At 62.6% G+C, this 342-nt stretch carries 1 protein-coding gene; it reads right to left on the bottom strand.

Going from position 1 to position 342, the window contains the following annotated elements:
- On the bottom strand, positions 1 to 342 hold a 342-nt coding region (locus tag SB764_RS38900; protein ID WP_410866598.1), incomplete at both ends, for an ATP-binding cassette domain-containing protein.

Below are 342 nucleotides of genomic sequence, written 5' to 3'. Positions count from 1 at the left end.
GCCGTCTCAGCGACCACGCCCATGTTGTGGGTGATCATGATCAGGCCCATGCCGTGCTCACGCTGCAGACGCATCAAGAGATCGAGGATCTGCTTCTGGATCGTCACGTCGAGCGCGGTGGTCGGCTCGTCGGCGATCAGGAGCTTCGGATTGCAGGCGATCGCGATGGCGATCATGACGCGCTGGCACTGGCCACCCGACATCTGGTGCGGGAAGTGGTTGAGCCGCTCCGCCGGGTTCGGAATACCGACAGCTTCGAACAGTTCGATCGCACGCTTGCGGCGCGCGGCCTTATCGAGGCCGAGGTGGATCTTCAGAACTTCCTCGATCTGGAAGCCCACC

The organism is Paraburkholderia sp. SIMBA_027 (genome assembly GCF_046535315.1).
Classification (GTDB): domain Bacteria; phylum Pseudomonadota; class Gammaproteobacteria; order Burkholderiales; family Burkholderiaceae; genus Paraburkholderia; species Paraburkholderia tropica.
Note: the sequence above shows the minus strand (reverse complement) of the source record. Positions and strands in the feature narration are given on the sequence as shown.